This is a genomic window from Anaerocolumna aminovalerica (assembly GCF_900115365.1).
In the GTDB taxonomy this organism is placed as follows: Bacteria; Bacillota; Clostridia; order Lachnospirales; family Lachnospiraceae; genus Anaerocolumna; species Anaerocolumna aminovalerica.
This window is the reverse complement of sequence record NZ_FOWD01000014.1, coordinates 68,485-86,606: the sequence shown is the minus strand read 5'-3', so window position 1 is coordinate 86,606 and position 18,122 is coordinate 68,485. Positions and strand designations below refer to the sequence as shown.

At 34.4% G+C, this 18,122-nt stretch carries 15 protein-coding genes; 14 read left to right on the top strand and 1 reads right to left on the bottom strand.

Going from position 1 to position 18,122, the window contains the following annotated elements; translation table 11 throughout:
* Positions 1 to 82: 82 nt before the first annotated feature.
* Together BM183_RS09675 and BM183_RS09670 are read left to right on the top strand one after the other, a co-directional pair.
* On the top strand, positions 83 to 733 hold the full coding sequence (locus BM183_RS09675) for an amino acid ABC transporter permease (RefSeq protein ID WP_091686506.1): 651 nt from the start codon (positions 83 to 85) through the stop codon (positions 731 to 733).
* Positions 734 to 793: 60 nt separating this feature from the next.
* Entirely contained in the window at positions 794 to 1,552 is a 759-nt protein-coding gene (locus BM183_RS09670; RefSeq protein WP_091686505.1) for an amino acid ABC transporter ATP-binding protein, read from the top strand.
* A 112-nt stretch (positions 1,553 to 1,664) separates the two neighbouring features.
* Here the strand turns inward: BM183_RS09670 and BM183_RS09665 are convergent, their stop codons facing one another.
* A complete protein-coding gene (locus BM183_RS09665) occupies positions 1,665 to 4,088 on the bottom strand; it encodes a glycoside hydrolase family 94 protein (RefSeq protein WP_091686503.1) in 2,424 nt (807 codons plus the stop codon).
* 274 nt (positions 4,089 to 4,362) lie between these two features.
* On the opposite strand from BM183_RS09665, the gene BM183_RS09660 reads away from it, so the two are divergent.
* From BM183_RS09660 to BM183_RS09605, 12 genes are all read left to right on the top strand, one after another.
* Positions 4,363 to 5,379: a LacI family DNA-binding transcriptional regulator gene (locus BM183_RS09660; RefSeq protein ID WP_091686501.1), complete on the top strand. Its 1,017-nt coding sequence runs from the start codon at positions 4,363 to 4,365 to the stop codon at positions 5,377 to 5,379.
* Positions 5,380 to 5,442: 63 nt separating this feature from the next.
* Complete coding sequence (locus BM183_RS09655) at positions 5,443 to 6,879, top strand: ABC transporter substrate-binding protein (protein WP_091686499.1); 1,437 nt, start codon at positions 5,443 to 5,445, stop codon at positions 6,877 to 6,879.
* A 195-nt stretch (positions 6,880 to 7,074) separates the two neighbouring features.
* A complete protein-coding gene (locus tag BM183_RS09650; protein WP_091686498.1) occupies positions 7,075 to 8,013 on the top strand; it encodes a carbohydrate ABC transporter permease in 939 nt (312 codons plus the stop codon).
* A gap of 2 nt (positions 8,014 to 8,015) precedes the next feature.
* Positions 8,016 to 8,876, top strand: coding sequence for a carbohydrate ABC transporter permease (locus BM183_RS09645; protein ID WP_091686496.1), 861 nt, complete (start codon positions 8,016 to 8,018; stop codon positions 8,874 to 8,876).
* Between the two features lie 192 nt (positions 8,877 to 9,068).
* Entirely contained in the window at positions 9,069 to 10,208 is a 1,140-nt protein-coding gene (locus BM183_RS09640; RefSeq protein ID WP_091686495.1) for an ABC transporter substrate-binding protein, read from the top strand.
* Positions 10,205 to 11,218, top strand: a complete 1,014-nt coding sequence (locus tag BM183_RS09635) for a FecCD family ABC transporter permease (protein ID WP_242960957.1) — start codon at positions 10,205 to 10,207, stop codon at positions 11,216 to 11,218. Before BM183_RS09640 ends, BM183_RS09635 begins: the two co-directional genes overlap by 4 nt.
* Before the next feature lie 36 nt (positions 11,219 to 11,254).
* Entirely contained in the window at positions 11,255 to 12,016 is a 762-nt protein-coding gene (locus tag BM183_RS09630; RefSeq protein WP_091686493.1) for an ABC transporter ATP-binding protein, read from the top strand.
* An 8-nt stretch (positions 12,017 to 12,024) separates the two neighbouring features.
* Complete coding sequence (locus BM183_RS09625) at positions 12,025 to 12,357, top strand: winged helix-turn-helix domain-containing protein (protein ID WP_091686492.1); 333 nt, start codon at positions 12,025 to 12,027, stop codon at positions 12,355 to 12,357.
* Complete coding sequence (locus BM183_RS09620; protein ID WP_091686490.1) at positions 12,293 to 12,880, top strand: nucleoside-triphosphatase; 588 nt, start codon at positions 12,293 to 12,295, stop codon at positions 12,878 to 12,880. Before BM183_RS09625 ends, BM183_RS09620 begins: the two co-directional genes overlap by 65 nt.
* 205 nt (positions 12,881 to 13,085) lie before the next feature.
* Positions 13,086 to 16,100, top strand: a complete 3,015-nt coding sequence (locus BM183_RS09615) for an insulinase family protein (RefSeq protein WP_091686488.1) — start codon at positions 13,086 to 13,088, stop codon at positions 16,098 to 16,100.
* A 298-nt stretch (positions 16,101 to 16,398) separates the two neighbouring features.
* On the top strand, positions 16,399 to 17,010 hold the full coding sequence (locus BM183_RS09610; RefSeq protein WP_091686486.1) for a TetR/AcrR family transcriptional regulator: 612 nt from the start codon (positions 16,399 to 16,401) through the stop codon (positions 17,008 to 17,010).
* A gap of 45 nt (positions 17,011 to 17,055) precedes the next feature.
* Entirely contained in the window at positions 17,056 to 17,997 is a 942-nt protein-coding gene (locus tag BM183_RS09605) for an alpha/beta fold hydrolase (protein ID WP_242960955.1), read from the top strand.
* Positions 17,998 to 18,122 lie beyond the last annotated feature (125 nt).

Sequence of the window (18,122 nt, the reverse complement as noted above, 5' to 3'; positions counted from 1 at the left end):
ATATGTGTTAATTATTTGCCCCGTTAGTCCATTGATTTTTTAGATAGACTATTAATAACCGGGATAAATTGGAGGAATTTTTATGAATATAGCGGTTATGTTTTTGGAATTAGGGAAGGGGTTTATTACAACTGTTGAAATATTTATGCTAACCCTTATCTTTTCTCTTCCTTTAGGGTTAATTATATCATTTGGCAGAATGTCTAAAAATTGTATCCTTCGGACTATTACGAAATTCTATATTTCTGTTATGCGTGGAACACCTTTAATGTTGCAGCTCATTGTAGTATATTTTGGGCCATTCTATGTTTTCGGACTTCAATTAAGCCGTTCCTATCGCTTTATAGCTGTAATTCTTGCATTTGTCTTGAATTATGCAGCTTATTTCGCAGAAATATACCGTTCCGGAATAGAATCTATGCCAAAAGGCCAGTATGAAGCTGCTAAGGTGCTGGGATATACAAAGGGCCAGACTTTCTTTAAGATTATTCTGCCTCAGGTAATTAAGCGTGTTATGCCTTCCATAACCAATGAGACCATTACATTGGTGAAAGATACCTCCTTGGCTTTTGTATTATCCATTGTAGAGATGTTTACAACAGCGAAGCAGATTGCAGCTTCCGAAACCACAATTATGCCTCTCATGGTGGCAGGCTTATTTTACTACATATTTAATCTGGCTGTTGCACTGGGAATGGAACTAATTGAGCGAAAATTAAACTATTATAGATAGCAGATCACATCTGTAAGCAGAGTATCACATCTGCAGATGTGAGATACAATGGGGGTAAATATGAAAATATTAGAGATCAATCATATGAAAAAATCCTTTGATAAGCTGGAGGTAATCAAAGATATTTCTTTGTCTGTAAATGAAGGTGAAGTACTATCCATTATCGGTCCTTCCGGTTCCGGTAAATCTACTGTACTTCGTTGTGCAGCTATGCTAGAGAAAATGAATAGCGGTGATTTAATTTATCTTGGTGAATATGCCGCTCATAATAATACAGAGGGTAAAAGCGTCTATATGGCCAAAAAGGAACTAAGAAGATTCCATAAATATTACGGACTGGTTTTTCAAAATTTTAACCTGTTTCCTCATTATACCGTACTTAAAAATATTACAGACGCCCCTATGACGGTGGATAAAGTCAGTAAAAAGGAAGCGGAAGAGCGGGCTATGGTATTACTTAAGAAATTAGGACTAGAAGATAAAAAGGAAGCTTACCCCTATCAATTATCCGGTGGGCAACAGCAGCGTGTATCCATAGCAAGGGCTTTAGCACTCCAGCCTAAAATTCTGTTCTTTGATGAGCCTACCTCAGCCTTAGATCCTGAATTAACAGGAGAAGTACTTAAGGTTATTAAAGAATTGGCAAAAGAAAAAATGACTATGATTATAGTTACTCATGAAATGCAATTTGCCAAAGAGTTATCAGATCGGATTATCTTTATGGAAAATGGGAAAATACAGGAAGAAGGTACGCCGGAACAGATATTTTCTACAGAAAATACCCGGGTAAAAGATTTTATCGGTAAATTTGCAGGATAAAAAATTCCAATTAGTACATTCCTTGTAGTAGAAGTCTGATATAATAACTTCTACTACAAGAAAATATATAAGAGGAATTGGTGATTAGATAAACTTATTTAAAAAGTATTAGTTATACGTCCACTTCAACCGTGTAAAGCTTTTTGTTTTCTATTAATGGTATTAGAGTACCCTTAATCTTTTCTCCGTCTACCATAATCTGTATTTTGCCTGTTTTCCTATTATTGATATGAATATTAAACCGGGCATCTCTGAATTCACGAATGATAGTAATTTCATTTAATTCATCCGGCAGACATGGCTCTATTCTCAGCCCATCATAGTCTGCACGTATTCCTAGGATGAACTGGCTTACATTCACGAAGGACCAGGATGCAGTTCCGGTTAGCCAACTGTTTTTAGCTTCTCCGTAGTTAGGGGCTTCTCTTCCTGCAATCATCTGACTGTATACATAAGGCTCTGTTCTATGTATATCACTGATTTCTTCCGTGAAGGCCGGTGAAATACGTTTATAGCTTTCAAATGCTTCATTTCTCTGTCCAATTACAGTATGGGCAATGCTTACCCAGGGATTATTGTGGCAAAAAATACCGCCGTTTTCCTTATATCCAGGAGGATAACTGGTGATTTCTCCAAGGTTAATATGATATTTTGTATAACATGGATTTAGTAATTGAATACCATAAGGTGTAGTAAGGCGTTCTTCTACACTGTCAAGAGCTTTTTTAGCATTTCCGTTCTGAATACCGATACCTGCCATAACACAAAAACCCTGAGGCTCAATGTAGATTTGACCTTCTTCGCATATATGGCTTCCAACAGGGTCACCATAGCTGTCATATGCACGCAGAAACCAGGAACCATCCCAGCCGGAGGTTTCAATAGCTTCTGTCATTTTTTGAATCTCTTTGTTTACATAATCTGCTTCTTCTGTATTACCTAACCGACTGCATAAATCTGCATACTCACCGGCATACTTTACGAACATCGCTCCAATAAAAATACTTTCTGCTTTTTTATTGTCTATATTTTCACAGGTCTGAAAACTTTCTCCGGGTTCCTCTGAAAAACAATTCAGGTTCAAGCAGTCATTCCAGTCTGCACGCCCAATTAAAGGAAGATTATGAGGACCTTTGTGGTTTATAGTGTAATAAACACTTCTCTTTAAATGTTCTAATAATGGTTTCTCTGTTCCTTTCACATTATTAAAGGGTACCATTTCATCTAAAATGGACATGTCGCCTGTTTCCCGGATATACGCAGTTGTACAGCCAATCAGCCATAGAGGGTCATCATTAAAACCGCCTCCGATATCGGCATTTCCCTGTTTAGTTAAAGGCTGGTACTGGTGATATGTGCTTCCATCTTCAAATTGAATAGAGGCAATATCAATAATCCGTTCTCTGGCTTGTTCCGGTATCATATGAACAAACCCAAGTAAATCCTGACAACTGTCTCGAAATCCCATTCCACGTCCAGTTCCGGTCTCGTAATAACTGGCACTTCTGCTCATGTTAAAGGTTGCCATACATTGATATTGATTCCATATGTTCACCATTCGGTCCAACTGAGGAAGAGCAGAGTGAACCTGATAATTACTCAGTAAATCTTCCCAATATCCGGCTAGTTCTGAAAATGCTTTATTTACAGAAGAAAGGGATTCATATTTGGAAATCATTTCTTTTGCTTTTGTCTTATTGATTTTATTAGGTGAATCCCATTTATCATTTTTTTCATTTTCAATATAACCTAAGATAAACACTAATTCTTTGGTTTCTCCCGGTTCCAATGAGATGGAAATCTGATGTGAAGCTATAGGGTACCAGCCGCTTGCTATACTATCAGTCGATTGGCCGGATCTTACCCTATCCGGTAATGACCAGTCTTTATCTGCACCAAGAAAAGAATCACGATTGGTATCAAAACCACAGGTATCAGCATTAACACTATAAAAACCATAATGATTACGGCGTTCTCTGTATTCGGACTTATGATAGACCACAGAATTTTCTACTTCAACTTCCCCAATACTTAAATTCCGTTGATAATTTGCAGCATCATCAACAGCATTCCAAAGACACCATTCCACTACGCCAAAAAGATCAAAAGATTTTTTACTATCTCCTTCATTTGTTAAGGTAACATGCTGCAATTCACAGTTGTCTTTCAAAGGAACGAAGAAAGTGATGGAAGCCACTATAGAATTACGGCTTCCTGAAATGATACTATAACCCATACCGTGCCTGCAGCTGTAATAATCCAGTTTAGATTTAACGGGTTTATAGCAAGGACTCCATATCTCATCCTGATCCTTAATGTAAAAAAAACGGCTTCCAATATCGTTTGGAACGTTGTTGTAACGGTATCTGGTGATACGCCTTAGTTTCGCATCACGGTAGAAAGAATAGCCGCCCCCTGTATTAGATAGAAGACTAAAAAATTGATTGCTGCCCAGGTAGTTGATCCAAGGCAGTGGAGTATCCGGTGTCTGAATCACATATTCTTTTCTCCTATCATCAAAATATCCATATTTCATATGTATTCCTCACTTCCTATTATTTACATAAAGTACTAAAACGATTAAGTTACGAATATAATACTATTGTATGAGAAAAAAAGCAATATATAATCCATAATTTAGTGATTTAAGTAGATGTTACTAAAAAAATAATTTATTAGTATGCAAATTAAACAAAAATAAATAAATGTATTGCAATTTGTTGTATATTATTTTATAATGAATACGAAAACGATTAAGTAAAGTCTTAAGTACTTAATCCGAACAACTATAAAAGAGAGGAAGAAGATAAATGGCTTCTTTAAAAGATATAGCAGCAAAATGTAAAGTATCGGTTGCAACAGTAAGTAAAGCTTTGAATGATCAAAGCGATATTGGAAAAGAAACAAAAGAGAATATTAGAAAAGCAGCAGAAGAGATGGGGTATTTTCCAAACTCAGCGGCTAGAATGTTAAAGACAAAGCGAAGTAATAATATTGGAATACTTTTCATTGATAAAATGCACAGTGGATTGGCTCATGAGTATTTCTCATCTGTTTTAGAAAACTTAAAGTCGGAAGCTGAAAAAAGAGGGTACGATATTACTTTTATTTCTCAAAATATAGGACAGCAGAAAGTAAGTTATCTGGAGCATTGCAGATACCGTAATTATGATGGAGTAGTGATAGCCAGTGTAGATTATACAGATCCTATGGTGGTTGAATTGGTAACCAGTGATTTGCCGGTTGTAACCATTGACCACGTTTATAATGGTAAGACAGCAATTCTTTCAGATAATGTGAAAGCTGTGGAAGATCTGGTAAATTACATATATCAGCGAGGTCACAGAAAAATAGCCTTTATTCACGGTGAGGACACTTCTGTTACCCAAAAACGTTTGGCAAGTTTTTATAAAACCTGTATGAATCTTGGAATAAAAGTTCCGAAAGAATATGTAAAAACTTCTTATTACCATGATCCTAAAACAACGGGAAAGCTTACAAGAGAGTTACTAGAATGTGGAGATCCTCCTACATGTATTATGTTTCCCGATGATTTTTCCTTCATTGGGGGAATGAATGTAATTGATGAAAAAGGCTTAAGGATTCCGGAAGATATAAGTGTAGCAGGATTTGACGGTATTCTTTTGTCCCAGGTACTTAAACCTAAACTCACTACAGTGAAACAAGATTCAGAGTCTATAGGAAGGGAGGCGGCGGCTAAATTAATTGATTGGATTGAGAATCCAAAAACCAGTCTGGCTACCCAGGTATTAATTCAGGGTAAGTTACTGGAAGGAAAAACTGTGAAAATGATAGAAACTAATTAATTATGATGCAATGCTGGATATCCAGTAGAACATAAAAAATTATTTAAGGAGGGAGTGTTTTATATGAAAAAGAAACTTATAGCAGCGTTGTTAATTAGTAGTATGGCAATATCCACATTGGTTGGATGTGCAGGAAAAGGTAAGGACGGAACAAAAGATCCTGACAAGGAAGTAACAAAAGAGGTAACGGATGCTCCAAAAACAGAAGATAATAAGGAGAAAGAAGGTGGTTCCGGGGATACGGTTACGCAAGGTAAAGTACTTAATATTTATTGCTGGAATGAAGAATTCAAAAGCCGTTATACTGACTATTTTGAAAAGGCAGGGAAACTGCCGGAAGGTATTGAAGTGAATTTCGTGATAACACCAAATGAAAATAATGCATATCAAAATGCATTAGACCAGGCGTTATTAAACCAGGAATCTGCAGCAGATGATGATAAAGTAGACATTTTCCTGGTAGAGGCTGATTATGCCTTGAAGTATGTTGATACAGATTATGCTTTGGATGTGAAAGCAGATGTGGGATTAACCGATGAAGATCTAGCAAATCAATATCAATATACGAAAGATATTGTAACCGATTCCAATGGTATTCAAAAAGGTACGACATGGCAGGCTACACCGGGACTATTCGCATACAGACGTTCCATTGCAAAAGATGTTCTTGGAACGGATGATCCTGTGGAAGTACAGGCAGCTTTAAGTGACTGGAATAAATTTGATGATGTTGCAGCAAAAGCAGCTGAAAAAGGGTATAAGATGTTATCAGGATACGATGATGCTTATCGTACTTTCTCTAATAATGTATCAGCCCCCTGGGTAGATGGTACTAAGATAGTAATTGATGACAACCTCATGAGATGGGTAGATCAAACTAAAGCTTATACCGATAACAAATATAACAATAAAACATCTCTATGGGCTCCTGAATGGTCTGCAGATCAAGGTCCGGAAGGAAAGGTATTTGGTTTCTTTTATTCCACATGGGGCATTAACTTTACTTTATTAGGAAACGCATTGGCAACACCTGTATCAGAAGGCGGAAAAGAAGAAGTAGGTAATGGTATTTTTGGTGATTACGCAGTTTGTCAGGGACCGGAAAGTTATTATTGGGGAGGTACCTGGATCTGTGCAGCAGCTGGAACAGATAATCTTCCGTTAATTAAAGAGATTATGAAAACTTTAACCTGTGATGCAGAAACTATGAAGAAGATAACAGAAGAAACACAAGATTATACCAATAATATGAAAGCTATGGATGAACTTGCAAACAGTGATTTCCAATCTGCTTTCTTAGGCGGACAAAATCACATTAAATTATTTGCAGAAGCTGCTCCAAAGATTGATATGAGTAATATTTCTCAATATGACCAAGGTTTAAATGAATCTTTCCAGGGAGCTTTTAAAGATTACTTTGATGGTACAGTAGATAAAGATACTGCATTAGACACTTTCTATACATCAGCTATAGAAAAATATCCTGAGTTAACCAGGTAGATACAAAGCCTGCAATAGAAGCTGCTTAACTTTCTATTGTCATGAATAATGAGGTTGTTGTAAAACAATAAACTGTCTTGTAATCAGTTGAATAAGTTTCCATGGACTATTAATAAGACTGATTATAAAACATTGACAGTTTTACAACAGCCTCAATTTAAAAATTGTAAAGGGTATTTTATAGGAGGGAAATCCATGAAAGCAGATAGAAATCAAGCAGTAAAGCATAAGGGCGTTAGTTATGCCAAATGGGGCTACATCTTTTTGATTCCCTTTTTTGTGACTTATTTGATATTTTCATTTGTTCCATTAATATCAACATTTTATAACAGTTTTTTTGAAAACTATATGTCAGGCCTAAAACACATCGGGCCAAATTTTGTAGGATTTGAAAACTTCAAGACCATATTCAATGGTGATTTGTTAAAATATATCAGCAATACAATTATTATTTGGCTTATGGGTTTTATTCCACAGATTATTTTTTCACTTTTATTAGCTGTTTGGTTTACGGATTTGCGTTTGCGGTTAAAAGCAACCGGTTTTTTCAAAACTATCATTTATATGCCTAATTTAATTATGGCGGCAGCTTTCTCCATGTTATTTTATGCTTTGTTTTCAGACCGGGGCCCTATCAATAATATATTAATGAATATAGGATTTCTAAAAGAAGAATTCCGCTTTATGACATCTGTGTGGGCAACAAGGGGCTTAATTTCAGGTATGAATTTTCTAATGTGGTTTGGTAATACAACAATTATTTTAATGTCAGGAATTATGGGTATTGATACATCACTTTTTGAATCGGCAGCTATAGATGGCGCAAACTCATTAAAAATATTCACTAAGATTACCATACCTACCATTCGTCCTATCCTTATATTTGTATTCATTACCTCCATGATAGGCGGCATTCAGATGTTTGATATTCCTCAAATTCTAACAAACGGAAAGGGAACACCTAATAGAAGCACTATGACATTGATTATGTTTTTAAATAACCATCTCTTTAGTAAGAATTATGGCTTGGCTGGTGCTTTATCTGTTATTTTGTTTGTTGTCACATCTATTTTAAGTATTGCGGTATTTGCAACTATGACAAAAGGTATTACGAAAAAGAAAGGAGGAAAATAATCATGGATAAAAAGGATAAGAAGGCCAAACTAATTCTGACTTCTGAGCGGACTATCAGTTATGTAGTCTTGTTACTTTTAACATTTCTATGTTTATTGCCCTTCTACATATTACTGATTAATGCAACACGTTCTCATCCGGATATTCAGAAAGGCTTTTCCTTCTTACCGGGAAAATCCTTTTTTACAAATCTAAAGAATGTACTTAGTAATGAAAATCTCCCGGTTATTCATGGTATTGCCAATAGTTTATTAATATCCGGGTGCAATGCAATTCTTACTACATATTTTTCATCACTTACTGCATATGCAATTCACGCTTATGAATTTAAATTTAAAAGAGCTTTATTTCTATTTATCCTGATGATTATGATGGTGCCTGTACAAGTGTCTACTTTAGGATTTATTGATTTAATGCAAAAGTTAAAATTAATGGACAGCTTTATTCCCTTAATTGCTCCATCAATAGCAGCTCCAGTGGTATTCTTTTTTATGAAGCAATATATGGAGAGCAATCTTGCCATTGAGATCATAGAAGCTGCACGAATTGACGGTTCAGGGGAATTCAGAACATTTAATAATATTGTGTTGCCCATTATAAAGCCTGCAATAGCAGTACAGGCAATCTTTGCATTTGTAAATACCTGGAATAATTACTTTGTACCTTCCCTGATTATTAAAACCAATACAAAGAAAACCCTGCCCATATTGATTGCCCAGCTTCGAAGTGCTGACTTTTTAAAATTTGATATGGGACAGTTATATATGCTTATTGCCATAGCGATTTTTCCGGTTATTATTGTATATATATGCTTGTCTAAGTTTATAGTCCGGGGTGTGGCTGCCGGAAGTATAAAAGGGTAACGTGAGAATTAATTATAGATTTGGTAGTATAGCATCTGCTTACAGATATGATATGCAATTCATTTTACACAAAAGTGTATTATGAATTGCATTTTTTTTGGTAATATATAGTTGAACAATCAGGGCTGTTGTTATAAAATATACATACGTTATATTGTTAATAATATAACGAAAAAAGTTTTGGAGGAGATTATGAAAAAGAAAGTATTATTGTTACTATTAACTATTTTTACACTGCTATCTGTAACTGCCTGTAACAAATCATCAGGTAGTGATTTACAAAATCAGCAGACAAACACAGCAGAAATTACTGGGGAAGAAGACAATGACAACCAAGGAACAGAGTCAATTAGGGGGGAAGATAATGCAGAAACTGCAGAGGAAAAAGTGGAGCCGGTTGCCAGTTTTCCAGTAACTGTAACAGATCACTTAGGGAGAACGGTAACCATAGAAAAAACGCCTGAAAGAATTGTAAGTGGTTATTATATATCCTCCTCTGCTCTGATTTCTTTAGGATTAGAAGATAAATTAGTAGGTATTGAAGCAAAAGCTGCCTCCAGGCCTATATACTCCCTTGCAGCACCCAAGCTGCTGGAATTACCTAATGTAGGAACTGCAAAAGAATTTGATTTGGAAGGATGTATTGCATTAAATCCTGATTTAGTTATTCTTCCCATTAAGCTAAAGGATCAAATCGGCACACTGGAGGAAATGGGAATTACGGTAATTGGTGTAAATCCTGAAAATGAACAGTTACTGGTAGAGATGATCACTATGATAGCAAAACTTACCGGAGCAGCTGAATATGAAGAATTATTAAATTATTATACAGAAAAAGCCAATGAATTAAAAAAAGTATATGAGAATATAACGGATAAGCCAAGGATCTATTTAGCCGGTAATAGTAGTTTGTTATCTACGGCTGCTGCAAATATGTATCAAAATGACTTAATAGAAGCAGCTGGCGGAATCAATGCCGCCGGTGATATAGAAGATACATACTGGGCGAATATTTCCTATGAACAATTATTAGCATATAATCCGGATTACATCATTTTAACTCCTGAGGCTGAATATACCATAGAGGATGTTATGAAGGACAATAACCTGTCTGATCTACAGGCTATTAAGAATAATCATGTTTATCAGATGCCAAAGGATTTTGAAGCTTGGGATTCACCGGTACCTTCCAGTATATTGGGTAAAATGTGGTTAACCAGTATTCTGTATCAAGAACAATATTCCAAGGATACTTTTGCAGAAGATGCAGCAGATTTCTATAACAGATTCTATAATTTTAAAATTGATAAAGAGGTATTAAAGAATCAATGATTACTAATAAGAAACACATTAATGCAAAATCCAATATGGTATTGATCGGTGGGCTTTTAGTAGTCATTGCAGCATTTATCTTATCTATTCATGTAGGAAAGTACAGAATAACTACAAATGACATTGTAAAAATACTGCAAGGAACTCATGAAGATAAAATGACCATTAATGTATTTTATATGCTAAGATTACCAAGAAGTATTATGGTAATCTTAGCTGGAATCGGCTTAAGTGCTGCCGGAAGTGTCTATCAGACAATATTTAAGAACTCTCTGGCATCCCCTGATATCATAGGGGTAACCTCCGGAGCTAACGTAGGAGCAGCATTTAGTATTGTATTTGCAACCGGGAGTGTGCTTTCTGTTGCATTTGGAGCTTTTCTTGGAGGAATTCTAGCATTAATTTTTGTTATAGGTCTGGTGAAAGTATCAAAGTCAGATAACGTATTAGGTTATGTACTTTCCGGAATTGTTATTAATGCAATTACTAATGGTATTCTAATGACAATTAAATATTTTGCCGATCCGGAAAATCAGCTAGGTGCCATTGAATATTGGACTATGGGAAGCTTTGGAGGAATTACATTAGAAAAATTAAAAATCGTACTTCCCTTTTTCCTAATGGGCATGGTTGGAATAATTATAATGAGATGGAAGATATACGTTCTTTCTGTTAGTGATGAAGAAGCCAAGTCTTTAGGCATTTCCGTAAACAGAAGCAGATTACTTATTTTATTATTTTCCACTTTGGTGGTGGCAAGTATTGTATCTGTTACAGGATTAATTAGTTTTATCGGCTTAATTCCGCCCCATATAGCAAGGTCCATATTAAAGAAAAATAACTTTAAAACTGTTTTGTTCAGCGGTTTGGTGGGAGCCATCTTAATGGCCTTTTCCGATTGTCTTGCAAGAATTTTACTTCCGTCGGAATTGCCCATTAGTATTATTACTTCTTTTATAGGTGCACCCTATTTGGCTTTCTTAGTAATGAAAAATAAGAAATATAGATAGTATATTGAGAACATTAAGCACTGAATCGAGGTTAACATGAATATAAGTAATATTACAGCAGGATATTTGGGATTTTCATTATACAACATTAATTTCTCCATTGAAGAGGGTAAAATATCTGCCTTACTTGGCCTAAATGGTACTGGAAAGACTACTATTATTAAAACAATAAGCGGTTTATTAAAGGCAAAAGAGGGACATGTATTTATTGACGGAAAAGATATTCTTACAATGAATGAAAAGGAACGGGGAAAGATACTAAGTTATGTTCCACAGCGAAGTGATATTGTTTATGAAACCTCTGTGATGGATGTGGTATTAATGGGTGTTACACCGTATCTGGGGTTGTTTCAGACTCCTAGTATGGAACATAAAGTGGAAGCATTAAATTGCCTGGAGAAATTAGGTATCAAAGAATTGTCAGATGAAAACTATCAAAATCTTAGCGAAGGTCAAAAGCAGCTTGTATTAATTGCGAGAGCCCTTCTTCAGGATGGAACCTATATGTTGTTGGATGAACCGGATAGCAGCTTGGACTTAGTAAATAAACATAAGCTTATGAAAAAAATAAGACAGATTATAAAGTATAATAATAAAAGTGCATTAATATCTATGCATAATCCCGAATATGCCCTAAATTACTGTGATAAAATTCTACTCCTGAAAAGGGGTGAAATATCCGAAATAGATCTGGAAGTGGAAGATATGGTTTCTATAGAAAAAAAACTTATAGAGATATATGGTCCCATAAAGATTTTAAAATATGATGATAAATATATCCTATATTATAATGGTTAGGTGAGAACATGCATTTTAAATCAAAATTATGGCTGGTAAATGATAAGAATATAAAATTCTTTGGTGAAGGTCCCATGCTGCTTTTGAAAAAAACAGATGAACTAGGATCTTTAAGTAAGGCCGCAGGTGAGATGAACATGTCTTATAGTAAGGCCTTCCATCTAATTAAAAACGCAGAGAAAGAATTATCGGTTAGCCTGTTAATCGGACAGGCAGGAGGTAAATCCGGAGGCGGTTCTTATATAACAGAAGAGGCAAAGGAGTTAATTAAAAAATATGACCAATTCATTAGACGATCAGATCAGGCAATTGAAGCAATCTATCATGACATCTTTTTATGAAAGCGGAAAAAAGCATCTGTTGATTACAGGCCATAGAAAGAGTGGAAAAACTACAGTTCTAAAAGAAATTTTAAAAGATTTGGTGCCTTTAGAGGATTTTTTTAATAAAGACAATCATATGATTGTAGAAGAGACTATCCTTGGAGGAATCATCACCTATGCTGTTCGAGATGATGCTTATATGCCCAGACATGTAATTCTTCGCGATATTAATAATCCGGATATAAGTGGATTAATAGCTCAAAGAAACACCCAAGCTAATTCATTTACTCCTTTCCCCGAAACCTTTGAGAATTTAGGTGTTAACATACTAAAGAAATATAATAGCAGCAGTGTTGACCTTATTGTTATAGATGAAATTGGGTATCTGGAAGTCAACTGTTTACAGTATCAAAAGGAAATAATCAAAAGTTTTGATAAAAGAGTAATTGCTGTTATCCGAAAAGAACTGAATTCATTTACTGAAACATTAATTCAAAGAAAGGATGTTTTCCTTATTGATATAGATACTAAAAAGCAGTAAAAATAACGTAGGATTGAGAAGGTTAGCTTATTATATTAAAAAGCAATTAAAAAGTACTTTATTTTTTCAGGTGATTTTAATGGAAGGTTAAGGAAATCTTAAAGCGAAAAAAAGAAGTGTTTGGTAAAATATAGAATATTAAGCCTTTACATCTAAATACACATTATATGCAAAGGGATAATAAAAATAAGAAAGAAGGGCTATTATGAAGAAAAGGGTATTATTTTTTGTTACTGCAGTATGTTTATTTTTAACTACTATATTAGGTTCAACTAAAATGGTATCTGCAGCAACCACAGGGGAACTAAAGACAGGTGATGAAATTCATGGTTTTAAAGTAAAACAAACCGCCTATGATTCATCAACTAAATCAGATGAAATACTATTTGAACATGTTAAGACGGGAGCAAAATTACTAGTTATTAAGAACAGCGATATAAATCGTGGATTCTCAATAAAGTTTAATACTCCTGCTGACAATGACAAGGGTATTAACCATATCATTGAACATTCTGTTTTAGGGGGAAGTAAAAAATATCCCAGCAGTAACATTATATTTGATGTAATGAATACAACCTATGTTTCTTATGCTAATGCATTTACATATCAGAACATGACTATGTATCCAATCTGTTCTTCCAATGAAAAACAACTTTTTAAATCAGCCGATATTTATTTAGATGCTGTATTTAATCCATTATTATTATCAGATTCAAGAATATTTGAAAGAGAAGGTTTTCGAAATGAATTAAAGGATGCAGGTTCTAAATTAATTTATAATGGTATTGTATACAGCGAAATGCAGGGAGGCTTGAGCAGCATTGAAGCTTCAGCCATGATTAATGCTAAAAAAGCTATTTTTCCTGATAGTAACCAAGGGAATATTTCAGGAGGCAGCCCAAGTGATATCCCTGCCTTAACTTATCAGGAAGTAATTAATACATATAAAAAGAATTATCATCCATCAAACAGCTTTATGGTCTTATACGGTGATGTAGATTATAAAGCATTTTTGAAAATGGTAAATGAAAATTATTTATCTTCTTATAGTAAGAAGGAAATAACCATAGATAGAGGAACTCAGAAACCATTTAATAAATTATCTAAAAAATCTTATACAGTACCGGCTGCAGCAGGAACAGATACAAAAAATAAATCGGTTATTGACCTTGTATTTGCAATCAATGATATGAAAGAATTGGGAATGGATAATTACATAGCCCTTAGCACAGCAATATCTTTATTAAACGTAGAGAATTCCAGTTTTAAGCAGGCATTGATGGAAAGTAAAATAGGAGAATCTTATAGTATCTCTCTGGATGCTACCACATATCAACCATCTCTTCACTTTATAGCTAATAACGCGAATCCGGCTAAGAGTAATGATTTTTATCATTTGGTAATGAAAGAATTAAAAAAGGTTGTGAAAAAGGGATTAGATACTGAACTGATTAAATCCTCCCTACGTTCCATCGAGTTTCAGGAAGCATTGGGAAATAACCAAAGCAGTGCAGTAAATAAGATGATGACAGCCAGTTTATTTGATAACTTAATTGGTAATTCTATAGTGGATGTTAATAGCTATTATAGGAAACTGGTTAATAAACTGGATGAAAGAGTCCTGGAAAAGGTGATTGAAAAATATATTGTCAAAAACAAATCAGCTGCTCTTACGGTTACAACTCCAGAAGCCGGATTACTTGAGAAGAATCAGGAAGCTGCAGCCAAAACACTTGCTGAGAAAAAAGCCTCTATGACAAAGAAAGAGATCAGCGCACTTGTAAATAGAACTGCTGCATTCCAGGAATGGAACAGCAAGGAAACACCGGCAGCAGTATTAAAATCTTTAAGAGCAGTATCCTTAAAAGATATTGAAGTAGAATTAAAGGATAGAGAAATCAAGGAAACAACAGTAGATGGGGCCCATGTATTAACGGCTAATGCAGATGTGGACAAAATCAGTTCTGTATCCTTAGGTTTTGATTTAAGCCATCTGACTCCGGATGAACTTTTATATTTAAGATTCTATAGCGATATGATAGGAAATGGAATGGCAACAACCAATAGAACGGAAAGTCAGGTTCTAAATGAAATAGCCCTTAAGACCAATACTATTTCAACTGCCGTTTCCGCCATTATGGATAATAAGAATGGTACATCAGCACATCCGGTATTTATAGTGGACTATTATAGCTTTGAAGATGAATATAAAGATACTTTTGAGTTGGTATCCGATATATTATTGAACTCTAAAATCACAGATATAACCGGGTATGGTACCCGTACCATAGCCAATGTAAAAGCAGATTTTAAGTATCAATTTGCAGAACCATTGAATCTCGCCTTATTAAGAAGTACGGCATATACAAGTCCTTTATACAGATATTCTAATTATTTAAACGGATTGGATTACTATAAATTTGTATTACAATTAGAAAAGGAAATAACAAATAATCCTGCTGAAGTAGCGAAAAAAATTACGGAGATTCGTACAAAAGCATTTAACAAAAACAATTTAAATATATTATTTGCCGGTGATGAAAGTGCACAAAGCGCATTTAAATCGGCTATAACAGGTTTAACCGGTAAGCTGCCGGATGCTCAATATGGAAAAGCGGTATATTCCTTACCAAAGCCTGCTAAGAGAGAAGCACTGGCAATTAATTCGACAGTTCAATATGTATTAGTGAATGCGTCTTTATCAGAAAGCAATGTTCCTCAAAGCGGTAAAGGGAATGTAATTATGAACATGTTAAATAATTTATTACTGACTCCTGAAATTCGTTTAAAGGGAGGGGCATATGGTGCTTCTGCAGCTATAATGGATAATAACTATATTGCTTATACCTACAGAGATAATAATTATGTGAATTCAATGAAGACAATAGGAGCAACGGATGAATTCCTAAAAGCATTAACGTCATATATGACAGAAGAAACATTAGAAAGTTATAAGCTTTCCACATATGCTGCTGAAAGTCCAAGTACCAATGAATTAACCGATGCTTATATGTCACTGCTTTATCATATACAAGGTATCAGCTTACAGGACAGGATAAACAGATTAACAGAAATCAAAGAATCTGGAATTGCAGATATAGACACATATGCAGGATACATGGAGAAATTAAATGAAAACCAGAATTATGTTATAGTTGCATCTCCAAGTGATATTGAAGGGAATAAAGATATGTTTGATTCTATTATATCGTTACAGTAATTTAACGCTAAATTATCATTATTAAATAAAGAAACAGCCTCAAATTATTATGTTTGCAGGCTGTTTTTTTCCTTTTATAACTTTTTTTGCAGAACTTACAGCTACAGTATTATTATACCCTATTGACATACTAACAAATGTTAGTTAAAATAAAACTAACACTTGTTAGTTTAGCCATAAAAGAAGTGAGATTATAAAAAATCAAGATTGTTTCATAAGTGAATAGTGAAATGAATATTTAAGTAAATATTGCTGTGACGCCCAAATCAGAGGTGTTTTGGAAGAATGGAGAATTACAATGGAGAATACAAAAGAAACTATTATTTATCAGGCATTAACTTTGTTTTCAAAGAAAGGTTATGAAGGAGTTTCAATGCGGGACATAGCAAATGCAGTTGGTATAAAAGCATCCTCTCTTTATAACCATTTTAAAAGTAAGCAAGATATCTTTGAAAGTATTATAAATGAAATGTCCATTCGCTATGAAGAAGCAATTTCCAGCATGGAAGTACCCCATGGGGAAATAAGTGAAGTGGTAAGTAAGTATTTGGATGTATCAGAGCAGATGCTTATAAATCTGGCAAAAAAAATGTTTTTGTATTTCTTAAAAGATGATTTTGCTTCAAAGTTTCGAAAAATGCTTATTATGGAGCAATTTAAAAATAATTTGGTTGGTGAAGTATTTCGCAATTTCTTTATGGATGGACCAATAAATTTTGAAAAAACTTTATTTGGAAGAATGATAGAACAAGGTGTATTTATTCAATGTGATCCATATATTATGGCTCTTCATTTTTATTCACCCATATTTCTGTTATTAAATAAATATGATGGAGCTCTGGAAGAAGAGAAAGAAGTACTTGATATTCTGGAAGACCATATAATACAATTTTCAAAATTATACCATTAATCTGAAATAATTGAAATTGTTGCATTTTATAGCAGGAGGTAATAATTGAAAGTAAAGGAAAGGCGGTACAGAAAAGTGTGGATGTATTTACTAATAGTTTTGGTCATACTTGGAATTATCATTACTATACAATATAAGATTGATATTCATAGAGCTTATGATAAGCTTGCTGATTATAAAACTCAAACTATTGATACTAAGTTTGGAAAAATGACTTATCTAAATGCAGGCTCAGGTGAAGCTGTACTTTTATCCCATGGTATATTCGGAGGGTATGATCAGGCATATGAATCTTTACAAACACTATTAGGAAATGGGTATAGAAAGATAGCACCATCACGATTTGGATATCCAGGTTCAGATTTACCATCAGAACCTACTCCAAAAAATCAAGCAAAAGCATTTTTGCATCTTATTGATAAGCTTGAAATTGAAAAGGTATATATTATTACCACTTCTGCTGGAGGCGCCTCAGGTATATCTTTTGCTATCCAATATCCGGAACGAGTTAAAGGACTTATTTTACTTTCTTCCGGTGTCCCTAATATGAAAAAGGCAAAAGAAGAAATAAAGGGAATGACCGGGCCTCCTGCACCCATTGTAAATGATTTTCCAATGTGGTTTACAACTAAATATTTAGGTTTTGCTTTTAAGCCAATGTTTGGAGGAGAACTAGAAGATGACAGCGAGATTTATAAGACATTGCTTCCGGTAAAACCCCGTAAAAAAGGAATTCAGGCAGATACCCATATTACCAACATAGATATGGATATTAATTATGACCAGTATGAAGTTGAACGGATAACGGCGCCAATTTTAGTAATTCACGCAAAGGATGATCCTATGGCAAAGTACGAGAATATTGAAAAGTTTATGAAACGTACAAAAACTCATACAGCTATATTTGAAACAGGGGGGCATATGATTACCGGGCATGGGGATAGAGTTTCTTCTGCTATAAAAGAGTTTATAGAGAAAACGAAGTAAATAGAGTATGAGGTTTCCCATTCACTATAGTTGTTGCATCTATAATCATGGAATAAAGAGTTAAAACATATAATATAAAAACAGTAAAAGTTTCCAATTGCATAATCACTTGAGGGATTTGTATA

Coding starts and splice junctions, on each gene's coding strand:
- BM183_RS09630 (WP_091686493.1), top strand. CDS start 11,255: ATGAATATAAGTAATATTACAGCAGGATATTTGGGATTTTCATTATAC.
- BM183_RS09620 (WP_091686490.1), top strand. CDS start 12,293: ATGACCAATTCATTAGACGATCAGATCAGGCAATTGAAGCAATCTATC.
- BM183_RS09675 (WP_091686506.1), top strand. CDS start 83: ATGAATATAGCGGTTATGTTTTTGGAATTAGGGAAGGGGTTTATTACA.
- BM183_RS09635 (WP_242960957.1), top strand. CDS start 10,205: ATGATTACTAATAAGAAACACATTAATGCAAAATCCAATATGGTATTG.
- BM183_RS09645 (WP_091686496.1), top strand. CDS start 8,016: ATGGATAAAAAGGATAAGAAGGCCAAACTAATTCTGACTTCTGAGCGG.
- BM183_RS09625 (WP_091686492.1), top strand. CDS start 12,025: ATGCATTTTAAATCAAAATTATGGCTGGTAAATGATAAGAATATAAAA.
- BM183_RS09655 (WP_091686499.1), top strand. CDS start 5,443: ATGAAAAAGAAACTTATAGCAGCGTTGTTAATTAGTAGTATGGCAATA.
- BM183_RS09650 (WP_091686498.1), top strand. CDS start 7,075: ATGAAAGCAGATAGAAATCAAGCAGTAAAGCATAAGGGCGTTAGTTAT.
- BM183_RS09670 (WP_091686505.1), top strand. CDS start 794: ATGAAAATATTAGAGATCAATCATATGAAAAAATCCTTTGATAAGCTG.
- BM183_RS09665 (WP_091686503.1), bottom strand. CDS start 4,088: ATGAAATATGGATATTTTGATGATAGGAGAAAAGAATATGTGATTCAG.
- BM183_RS09610 (WP_091686486.1), top strand. CDS start 16,399: ATGGAGAATACAAAAGAAACTATTATTTATCAGGCATTAACTTTGTTT.
- BM183_RS09615 (WP_091686488.1), top strand. CDS start 13,086: ATGAAGAAAAGGGTATTATTTTTTGTTACTGCAGTATGTTTATTTTTA.
- BM183_RS09660 (WP_091686501.1), top strand. CDS start 4,363: ATGGCTTCTTTAAAAGATATAGCAGCAAAATGTAAAGTATCGGTTGCA.
- BM183_RS09640 (WP_091686495.1), top strand. CDS start 9,069: ATGAAAAAGAAAGTATTATTGTTACTATTAACTATTTTTACACTGCTA.